The sequence below is a fragment of the Methyloglobulus sp. genome (assembly GCF_046714055.1).
GTDB lineage: Bacteria > Pseudomonadota > Gammaproteobacteria > Methylococcales > Methylomonadaceae > Methyloglobulus.
In genome coordinates, this window is sequence record NZ_JBKKBJ010000286.1 from 1 (window position 1) to 10158 (window position 10158).

General features: G+C 46.3%; 10 protein-coding genes and 1 pseudogene. 9 read left to right on the forward strand and 2 right to left on the reverse strand.

The features are described from left to right. Positions 1 to 36: 36 nt before the first annotated feature. Complete coding sequence (locus ACLQ6D_RS17370) at positions 37 to 561, reverse strand: glycine cleavage system protein R (protein WP_411728562.1); 525 nt, start codon at positions 559 to 561, stop codon at positions 37 to 39. Between the two features lie 128 nt (positions 562 to 689). Here ACLQ6D_RS17370 and ACLQ6D_RS17375 point away from each other — a divergent pair, with 128 nt between their 5' ends. Further along, positions 690 to 1592, forward strand: a complete 903-nt coding sequence (locus tag ACLQ6D_RS17375) for a 5'-nucleotidase (protein ID WP_411728563.1) — start codon at positions 690 to 692, stop codon at positions 1590 to 1592. Between the two features lie 146 nt (positions 1593 to 1738). Here ACLQ6D_RS17375 and epmB read toward each other — a convergent pair whose 3' ends face one another. Beyond that, entirely contained in the window at positions 1739 to 2764 is a 1026-nt protein-coding gene (epmB, locus tag ACLQ6D_RS17380; RefSeq protein WP_411728564.1) for an EF-P beta-lysylation protein EpmB, read from the reverse strand. A gap of 85 nt (positions 2765 to 2849) precedes the next feature. Between epmB and efp the strand changes: the two genes are divergently transcribed. The 8 genes and pseudogenes from efp to ACLQ6D_RS17420 form a co-directional block, all read left to right on the forward strand. Next, on the forward strand, positions 2850 to 3419 hold the full coding sequence (gene efp, locus ACLQ6D_RS17385) for an elongation factor P (protein ID WP_411728565.1): 570 nt from the start codon (positions 2850 to 2852) through the stop codon (positions 3417 to 3419). A gap of 175 nt (positions 3420 to 3594) precedes the next feature. After that, the gene (gene epmA / locus ACLQ6D_RS17390) at positions 3595 to 4584 is read left to right on the forward strand and encodes an EF-P lysine aminoacylase EpmA (RefSeq protein ID WP_411728566.1); all 990 of its coding nucleotides are present in this window, start codon (positions 3595 to 3597) and stop codon (positions 4582 to 4584) included. Positions 4585 to 4655: 71 nt separating this feature from the next. Next, positions 4656 to 6965, forward strand: coding sequence for an outer membrane protein assembly factor BamA (bamA, locus tag ACLQ6D_RS17395; protein ID WP_411728567.1), 2310 nt, complete (start codon positions 4656 to 4658; stop codon positions 6963 to 6965). A 443-nt stretch (positions 6966 to 7408) separates the two neighbouring features. Further along, a complete protein-coding gene (locus tag ACLQ6D_RS17400) occupies positions 7409 to 7909 on the forward strand; it encodes an OmpH family outer membrane protein (protein ID WP_411728568.1) in 501 nt (166 codons plus the stop codon). Positions 7910 to 7966: 57 nt separating this feature from the next. Beyond that, positions 7967 to 8407, forward strand: a complete 441-nt coding sequence (fabZ, locus tag ACLQ6D_RS17405) for a 3-hydroxyacyl-ACP dehydratase FabZ (protein ID WP_411728569.1) — start codon at positions 7967 to 7969, stop codon at positions 8405 to 8407. Continuing rightward, a complete protein-coding gene (gene lpxA, locus ACLQ6D_RS17410) occupies positions 8404 to 9180 on the forward strand; it encodes an acyl-ACP--UDP-N-acetylglucosamine O-acyltransferase (protein ID WP_411728571.1) in 777 nt (258 codons plus the stop codon). Before fabZ ends, lpxA begins: the two co-directional genes overlap by 4 nt. A gap of 29 nt (positions 9181 to 9209) precedes the next feature. Beyond that, entirely contained in the window at positions 9210 to 9812 is a 603-nt protein-coding gene (gene rnhB / locus ACLQ6D_RS17415) for a ribonuclease HII (protein WP_411728570.1), read from the forward strand. A 72-nt stretch (positions 9813 to 9884) separates the two neighbouring features. Further along, positions 9885 to 10158: pseudogene (locus ACLQ6D_RS17420) on the forward strand (transposase); the annotation flags it as partial.

Genomic DNA, 10158 nt, shown 5'->3' on the forward strand with positions numbered 1-10158 from the left:
CACTGTTGCCAATACTAGTTTGAGCCATTGTTACACCTATCTTTTTATGGGTTCAAGAATGGCGTCGATATTCAGGTGATCACAAAAATCCAGGAATTCTTCACGTAGCGATAAGAGGTGGATCTGCGGGGGCACCAAAACCACAAATTTGGTCGAGAATACAGACGTTTGGGCGTAAGAAGCCTGGTAAGAGCTGCCCGTTATTTCCTCAATTTCAATGTCATGGCCCAGCAAAAAGGTGGTGATGGACTCAATGATGCTTTCCTTATCCAGGGAGATGGTTTCCAGTGTATAAGGCACACACTCTTTACCTTTTTCTTTGGCTTCTGTGCGTAGTGCGTGAATCTTGATCTCCATGCGTTTCTGGAGCAAGTCCAAGGCGCTTTCAACTTTGGCTATCTGGTTCCAGTTGCCTTGAATTAACAGGTAACTGGCAGTAGACTGACCTAAACGCGACGACCTTATTTCCAAAACGTTACATTTGCAATCACGGATAGTGGGCAGTATTTCCGCGATAAAATGTGTGTGGAGTTTTCCTAAAGCAGTAATGGTAAGTTGCATGATTTTTCGAGTTGTTGTTTGAAAGAATTCTATCATCAAACGGGAAAAACTTGATTAACAATAAGTTTATCCTAAATGCTTGACCGATTTTCCAGTCTGGCTCCAGGAATTTGAGGTATCCACTGAATATGAAAAAGCAAAAGCTGGTTGTTGCGGTATCTTCACGGGCCTTATTTGATCTGGATAAATCCCATGCGGTCTTTGAAACACAAGGTAAAGAGGCATTTTGTCGATACCAGATAGAACATGAAGATGAAGTTTTGGAACCGGGTTATGGTTTTTCCCTGGTAAAAAAATTCCTGGCTATCAACGGCAACAGCCCTAATGAGCCATTGCTTGAAATCATCCTGCTCTCCCAAAACAGTGCGGATACCGGGTTAAGGATATTTAATTCCATTGCCCATCATAAACTGAATATAACACGAGCCGCCTTTACCAGCGGGGTGTCCCCTTACGCGTATATGTCGGCATTTGGCGCACACTTGTTTTTGTCGGCGAATGCCGATGATGTCGTCAAGACCCTGGATGCCGGTTTTGCGGCGGCCACCATTATGAGCGGCTCTTCCACAGCCACTCAAGGCCAACAACTGCGTATCGCTTTTGATGGGGATTCGGTGTTGTTTTCCGATGATTCTGAACGGATTTATCAGGAGCAGGGTTTGGCGGTATTTGCCGAAAATGAACGGAATGAAGCCAGAAACCCTTTGCCGGGTGGGCCGTTCAAGGATTTCCTGGGGCGGCTGCACCATATCCAAATGCAGTTTGACCCTGAGATTTCGCCCATCAGGACAGCGTTGGTCACGGCGCGTGCAGCGCCCGCACACGAGCGGGTGGTCAGGACGCTCAGGGCTTGGGGAATTCGTATTGATGAGGCACTATTCCTGGGAGGGATGCCCAAAGGGGCGTTTTTGAAGGCGTTTGGCGCGGATATTTTCTTTGACGACCAAAAAGGACATTGCGAATCGGCGGCTGTCCATGTTGCCGCCGCCCATGTGCCGCATGGGATTACTAATAAGAAATCCAAACCTTAGGTTTTTCCTGCCATTACTCAATATTTAAGGATTCTCTGAGCAAGTCCTTCGACAAGCTCAGGACGAACGGTTTGTGTTGATTCCGTTCCTGGTGAGCTTATCGAACCATGAATGGAATCAACTTGTTAAGAGTTTCCTTAAGTTTGCTAATTTACCATTTCAGCAAGAACGTATTGCTTGGCCTCGGCTCCGGCGACTTCCTTGACTAATTTGGGGACAAGATAGCCGGGAAGGATATTTTGCACTTGCTTGATCAAAACCTTAGCCTCGACTTCGGAAACTTCAAAATGGCCTGTCCCCGTGGCCTTATCCAACAAGTGCAGGTAATAGGGAATAATGCCGAGGGTGAAAAGTTGCTCGCTTAATTCGCACAGCGTATCAATATTGTCATTAATACCCTTTAGTAGCACTGATTGGTTCAATAAGGTAATACCGCTACTTTTTAGCAAGTTGCAGGCCGATATGACCCGTCCGTTGATCTCGTTAGCGTGATTGGAATGGACTACGAGAACCATTTGTTTGCTGCAATTGACTAAGACCTTAATCAGATCATCAGTCACTCGTGCCGGTAAAACGATGGGCAGACGACTGTGTATCCTGATCCGCTTGACTTGATCTAAAGTGTCCAGTTGCTGAATAAGATGCACTAACCTGGCATCGCTTAACAACAAGGGGTCGCCGCCGCTTAGTATGACTTCGGTAATCGTTGGATCGGTTTTGATGGTTTCGATAACACCAGATTCTTGTTGTTTGCTGAGTTGTAAGTCGCCATATGGGAAGTTCCGGCGGAAACAATACCGGCAATTAATGGCGCAACTGCCAGTATTAATCAATAAAACTCGTCCTCGGTACTTGTGTAACAGGCCAGGTTGCACAGTGGCCTGAAGATCGCCGACCGGATCATGGCTATAGTTTGGATAATCAATCAATTCGTCACGAATGGGCAGCACTTGCCGTAATAAAGGGTCGCCGGGATTCCCCTTTTCAATGCTTGCGGCAAAGCTCAAGGGAACACGCAAGGCAAAGTTTTTGCTGGCAGCGCTTGAAATGGGTAAATCTCCAAGGGATAGCTCCAGGTATTCGCATAAGTCTTCAATTGATGTGAAGGCTTCTGAAAGTTGTTGTTGCCAGTTTTTGGCGAAATGGCACGCTTCAGATAGTTGAACTGGCATGAAGGGACGTATTTAGGTTTCTATCAAGGTCAGCGTCTATTATATAATGCCGCCATTTAGTTTATTGATTCGATTCGAGGATAGAATGGCTGCCTATAGCACTAGTGAGTTTAAAGCCGGATTAAAGGTCATGATGGACAACGATCCGTGTGCAATTATTGAAAATGAGTTCGTAAAGCCAGGAAAGGGGCAAGCGTTCAATCGGGTCAAAATCAGGAACCTCAAAACCGGACGGGTCATCGAACGGACTTTTAAATCCGGTGAAACCCTCGAAGGTGCGGATGTCGTTGATGTGGAGATGCAGTACCTTTATAACGACGGCGAATTCCGGCACTTTATGGTGCCAGATACTTTCGAACAGTATCAGGCCGATGAAAAAATTGTCGGCGATGCGGGTAAATGGCTTAAAGACCAGGATTCCTGCACCGTCACGCTTTGGAACGATGTGCCGCTGGCGGTTACCCCTGCCAATTTTGTTGAGCTGGCGATCTCCGAAACCGATCCGGGCGTACGAGGCGATACCTCAGGCGGTGGCGGCAAGCCTGCCAAACTGGAAACGGGCGCGGTTGTGCGGGTGCCCTTGTTTGTCCAGATTGGTGAAATCATTAAAGTTGATACTCGTACTGCTGAGTATATCTCGCGGGTAAAAGAATAATAAGGGATAACCACACGGAGCACGATGGACACGAAAGAAAATAATTTTGTTAATTCAATACATTAAACCTTTGTGTCCTTCGTGTTTTTCGTGGTTAATACACAAAGTTTGATTTGTATAATTCTCCCATCGTCTCTGTTGCATTCAACAGCAATGCTTTTAATTAGGATAAGGATTGGATGAACTAAGGGGTGATTGGCAACCGACCTGTTCGTTGGAGTCGCTGCGCTCGAGGGCGCGAATGCTCCAGAAAATACGCCAGTTTTTTGCACATAGGTCAGTCCTTGAAGTGGAAACGCCATTATTGGGCGCGGCGATAGGTACCGACCCGCAACTGGATTTTTTTACGACGGAATATCATTGGTCGCCAACGCAACAAACGCTGTTTTTGCAGACTTCCCCAGAATTTGCCATGAAACGCCTACTGGCTGCAGGGTGCGGGTCTATTTACCAGATCTGTAAAGCCTTCAGGAATGGCGAGTCGGGACGCTTCCATAATCCTGAATTTACCCTGCTAGAGTGGTATCGCGTCGGTTACAACCTGTCGCAGTTAATGGACGAAGTGGACGGATTGATCGCTGAATTGTTTGATGGAATCCAAGCGTTGCAACCAGCGCAAAGGGTCAGTTATCAAACCCTTTTTCAGAAATATACCGGCTTGAATCCCTTGGTGTTTTCTTATGAGGATTACTGCGGATATGCCCAGAGCAGCGGGCTTGCTGATGCGATAACCCTCTGCGGGTATGATCATGTACTGTGGTTGGATTTTATTTTCAGTCATAGCATACAGCCGCACCTAGGGCATAATGCCTTATGTATGGTGTATGGGTATCCTGCTTGTCTGTCATCATTGGCCCGGATTAACGGACACAATGTTTTGGTGACCGACCGGGTTGAACTATTTATCAATGGCGTTGAATTAGGCAATGGTTATTATGAACTCAGTGATGTAAAAGAGCAGGAGCGACGGTTTGATAAAGAGATTGCTATCCGGCAGGACACACAGCGCCCCGCTGTAATCAAGGATAAACGTCTTCTGGCTGCATTAGATGCGGGTTTGCCGGACTGCTCCGGCATAGCCATAGGGCTGGATCGAATCCTGATGCTGTTGTCGAATAGCTCGGCTATCGATGACGTTTTGGCTTTTTCCATAAGCAGGGCTTAAGCAGATTTAATATTTACTGTATTATAATCCCCTAGTTTTTATAGTAGGCGATGGCGTTTCTTTAGGCTTAAATGAAATTACACAGTTTTGCACGTTTTTTTTTGATAGGCCTGCTACTTGTTTCCCAGTCGGTTAAAAGCGACGAAGAGTTCATTGTCAGCGATATTCAAGTAAAAGGATTGCAACGCATTTCTGAGGGAACGGTATTCAACTATCTTCCTGTAAATGTCGGTGAGCGGTTTTCCCTGAGCAATGTGGGGCCGGCCATCAAGGCCTTATTCAAGACCGGTTTTTTTAAAGATGTCACGCTGGAAAGGGAAGGCACGGTACTGATTGTCATTGTGGTTGAACGTCCTTCGATTGCAAAAATTATTTTTGAAGGCAACAAAGACTTGAGCAAGGATGACTTGACTAAAGCGCTAGACAAGATCGGTTTGTCTGAAGGCAAGATATTTGACCGCTCGGTACTGGACAAAGTCGAGCTTGAATTAAAACGCCAATACCTTAGTCATGGCAAATACAGCTTAAAGATCAAAACCGAAGTGGCTAACTTGACCCGCAACCGGGTCGGTATCCGTATCAATATTTCCGAAGGCAGGGTCACTAAAATCAAGGAAATCAATATTGTCGGCAATAAAACCTTCGATGATAAAACCTTGTTGAAAAAGCTGGAGCTGAACACCACCAATCTTTTGTCGTTTTATACGAAAGATGACCAGTATTCCAAACAAAAACTGTCTGCCGATCTGGAAACGCTCCGTTCTTATTACCTAGATCGGGGCTATATCAACTTTGTCATTGAATCCACCCAGGTTGCCATAACTCCGGATAAAAAAGATATTTATGTCACCATCAATGTCAAGGAAGGCGATATTTATACGCTCGAAAAAGTCAAGCTGACCGGTAACCTGGTCGTCAAGCCTGAAGACCTTATTAAGTTGATGACGGTCGGGCCTAGCGAAATTTTTTCCAGAAAAAATGCCACGGAAACCTCCAAAGCCATACAGGATCGTTTGGGTGACGAGGGTTACGCATTTGCCAATGTCAACATGGTGCCAGAAATTCATGAGGCAAATAAAACCGTGGACATGGCTTTTTTTGTCGATCCCGGAAAACGGGTTTATGTACGCCGTATTAACTATAGCGGCAACACCAAAACGCGCGATGAAGTCCTGCGCCGCGAAATGCGCCAGATGGAATCCAGTTGGGCATCCAGTTCCAAAATTGAGCGTTCAAAAACGCGGCTTGAACGGTTGGGTTACTTTGAAACGGTAAATGTCGAAACGCCGCCGGTTCCCGGCACGGCTGACCAGATTGATGTCAATTACTCAGTCGTCGAGAAATCTTCTGGAAATTTATCGGCGGGTATCGGTTATTCCCAGGTACAAGGCATTGTGATTAATGCGAACTTGTCCCAGGATAATGTATTTGGCTCAGGAAAACGGGTCAATCTTGCCTTTAACAACAGTGATTTTTTGACCAGCTACCAGTTCGGATTTTTTAACCCCTATTTCACGACTGACGGCGTCAGTTTGGGTTATAACCTGGGCTATACGGATCGAAATGCAGGGCAGATAAACATCGCCAATTATTCAACGACGACCGCTAATGCGGGCATGGATTTTGGCATTCCACTGAACGAGTTCGACCATTTACGGTTTGGTGCTGATCTGAGGCACACTAAGCTAAAACAAGCAACCAATTCATCTGATGAAATTGAGGAATTCGTAATAGAGAATGGGGATAACTATTTAACTCTGGCGCCATCTATAGGCTGGACGCACGATACCTTAAACCGGGCCATTTTTCCGAGTAGCGGCGGACAACAACGGTTATCTGCTTTAGCCACCCTTCCGGGTATCAGTGACCTAGAATATTATAAGGTCAGCTATAAACATCAGGAATATTTCCCTCTGTCATCGGACTTTACGATCAAGTTACAAGCTGATATTGCCTACGGTGATGGTTATGGCAAGACGGGTGATTTGCCATTTTTTGAGAATTACTACGGCGGCGGTACCGGTTCCGTGCGAGGATTCAAAAACAATACTCTTGGGCCAAGGGATCATATAGATGGGGTTCCCAACCGACCTTTTGGCGGCTCCACTAAGATCGTCGGCAATGCCGAGTTGTTTTTTCCGGTGCCTTTTTTACCGGAGACAAAATCTGTCCGCTTAGGCGCATTTTTTGATGCCGGAAGAATCCAGAACGGATTTGGCTTTAACAGAATGAAATATTCAGCAGGCCTATCGGGCGAGTGGTTATCACCCTTTGGGGCTTTGTCAGTCAGTGCGGCTGTACCCCTAAATGCTGATAAGAATGATCCAGATCAACCGGATCAAACAGAATTTTTCCAATTCAACTTCGGGCAAAATTTTTAAAATTGCAACTGTCTAACCGGTATCCATTTTTCGCGTATATCCCAGAGCTTATCGGTGTTAACACGATGATAAGGCAGCTAAAACTAGCGGGTTAGATGAAAAATTTTTGGTTTAGCAGGCTTATCCCCTATAATTTAACCAGTCCATAATGGATGTATGCAACAATCGCCACTTTCTAGTCGCGCAGTCAGATCAATCATCTTGTGTCGGATCTTTTTCCTTTAAGGAAAGGTGAAGAACTCTGATTGGAAATAATAATGTTGTTAGCCCCATGAAATCATGGGGCTCATCAGGTAGAAAACTGCGGTTTCTCCCTGATTAACTAGTCATGCGCTCCATGCGTTTGATCTTATCGGTATCATGAATACCGCTGAATATTGTGTGTCTTGCAATAATTTTTTTTTGGAAAATATTTTTTAACAGTACTGGAGATCAATTCAACGATGAAAACGAAAATAGCATTATTTTTAGGATTATTACTTGCGGCCAATGTAGGTTTTGCCGACCTAAAGATTGGGGTTGTCAACATTCCAGCGGTTCTTGAAAAAGCGCCCCAAGCTGAAAAAGCAAAAAAACGTTTGGAACAAGAGTTTAAGCCCCGTGATAATCAGTTGGTTGCCCAGCAAAAAGAAATCCAGGGTATGGATGAAAAATTGAATAAAAATTCCTCTGTCATGAGCGATTCGGAGCGTAACAGATTGGAAAATGACATCCAGAACAAAAGGCGGGATGCCAAACGGTCGCAGCAGGAATTCAGTGAAGACTTTAATGCCCGCCGCAATGATGAATTAGGTAAATTGCAACGCCGCATCGTTGAAGCCATTCGCGCTATTGCCAAGGATCAAGAATTCGATTTGATCCTGACTGATGGCGTTATCTATTCCAGTCCACAGATGGACATAACCAGCCAGTTGCAGCAAAAACTTTCAACTTTGCCAGAGTAACTTCTTTACGCCCCATTGGCTTTTATCCTGCCCTTTATTGTTAAGCCTTAAAAATTTATGTCTATTACATTAGATATCTTAGAGATCCAAGCGTTTTTGCCTCATCGCTACCCTTTTTTGCTAGTTGATAAAGTGATCGAGTGCGAACCCGGTGTTAGGTTGCTAGGGCTGAAAAACGTGACGTATAACGAACCCTATTTCCAAGGCCATTTCCCCCAGAAACCTATATTTCCGGGAGTATTGATCCTGGAGGCGTTAGCGCAGGCCACTGGTTTACTGGCTTCGGAATCTTCGGATGAATTAGGCGGGATGATTTATTATCTGGTTGGCATTGATAAGGCAAAATTCAAGCGGCCTGTCGTGCCCGGAGACCAGTTAATGCTGGAAGCTTTGTTCATAAGGAGCAGACGCAATATCTGGGCATTCGATTGCCGTGCCGAGGTGGATGGCGATTTTGTCGCCAGCGCGCAAATCCGGTGTGCGGCGGTGGTGCCCTGACCTTGATTCACCCAACAGCCATTATCGATAGCAGCGCCGAGTTGGGCAGCGATGTTTCCGTAGGCCCGTACAGCGTTATCGGTTATGGGGTAAAAATAGGTTCGGGTACGGTATTAGGTTCGCATGTTGTCATAAAAGGCCCTACCGCTATTGGTAAAGAGAATCGGATTTATCAATTTTCCTCGATAGGCGAAGACCCGCAAGATAAAAAGTATGCCTCCGAGACTACCCGGCTGGAAATAGGCGACCGGAACACGATTCGTGAATTTTCTTCCTTGCACAGGGGCACCAAGCAAGACCAAAGCGTCACCAAGATAGGTAATGACAATCTGTTTATGGCTTATACCCACGTCGCGCATGATTGCGTCATTGGCAATCACGTTATTATGGCTAATGGCGCATCCCTGGCGGGACATGTGCAACTGAACAGTCATGCCATATTGGGCGGTTTTACCTTGGTGCATCAGTTTACCAAGATAGGCCAATATAGTTTCGCAGCGATGGGCAGCGCCATAACCCAGGACATTCCGCCTTTTGTCATGGTGGGCGGCAAACCGACCAAACCGCATGGTATCAATTCTGTAGGGATGGAACGCAATGGCATATCTGCCGAAGACATCCGCTTAATCCGGAAAGCTTACAAGATGATCTATAAAATGAACTTGCGCCTTGAAGATGCCATCGACCAAATGGAAGTCTTGGCAGGAGATAGCAAGGAACTGTCGGCGATGGTCAATTTTTTACGTAGTGTCAGCCGGGGCATATTGAGGTAAAACGCACAACCTTTTGGATTGAATTCAAGGTGACATCTGAAGATTCCCTAACCGAGGCAGGGTTTTTCGGCATTATTGCCGGTGTCGATGAAGCGGGTCGCGGCTCGCTTGCAGGGCCTGTTGTCGCTGCGGCGGTAATACTGGATCCCACACACCCCATTGAGGGCTTGGCAGACTCAAAAAAACTCACGGAATGCCAACGGAACCGCCTTGCCATACTTATCAAGCAACACGCCCTAAGTTACTCGATAGCGCAAGCCAGCGTTACGGAAATCGACTATTTAAACATCCTTCAAGCCACATTATTGGCAATGCAGCGAGCCATAACGGGGTTATCCTTGCTGCCGGAACAGGTTTTGGTCGATGGCAACAGGCTACCTGATCTCACCGTCACTGCCCGTGCATTAGTCAAAGGGGACAGTAAGATAAAAGCAATCAGCGCTGCGTCCATACTGGCCAAGGTCACCCGTGATGCCATTATGGTTAAGTATCACGAGCGATACCCTGATTTTTCTTTTCACATCCATAAAGGTTATGGAACTCAGCGGCATATCGCTGAAATTGAAAAATTTGGTTGTTTGGACATTCATAGACGGACATTTAATCCTGTAAAAACGCTGTTAGCGCAATAGGATGTACCTACGACTGCATGGACAGATATTTGCTCCTGCAATATCTGCATTCACCACACCCATATGGCTCGTGGCGAGCTGCGCACGGAAGTGATAGGCTGGTTAGGTTTTGGGCATGCCAAACGCCGCCCTCGGTCTCGTGGTGAAGATAGGCGCGGCCAGATCCCTGGTAGGGTGGGCATCCATGACAGGCCGCCTGAAGTGGAAGGACGCTTAATCCCTGGTCACTGGGAAGGTGACTTGGCCAAAGGGAAAGGCAACCGCCCAGCGGTAGGCGCGACCGTAGAAATAACCACGTCGTTTACGGTATTGGCCAAGATGGGGAATGCGGGTGCTGAACCTGCAT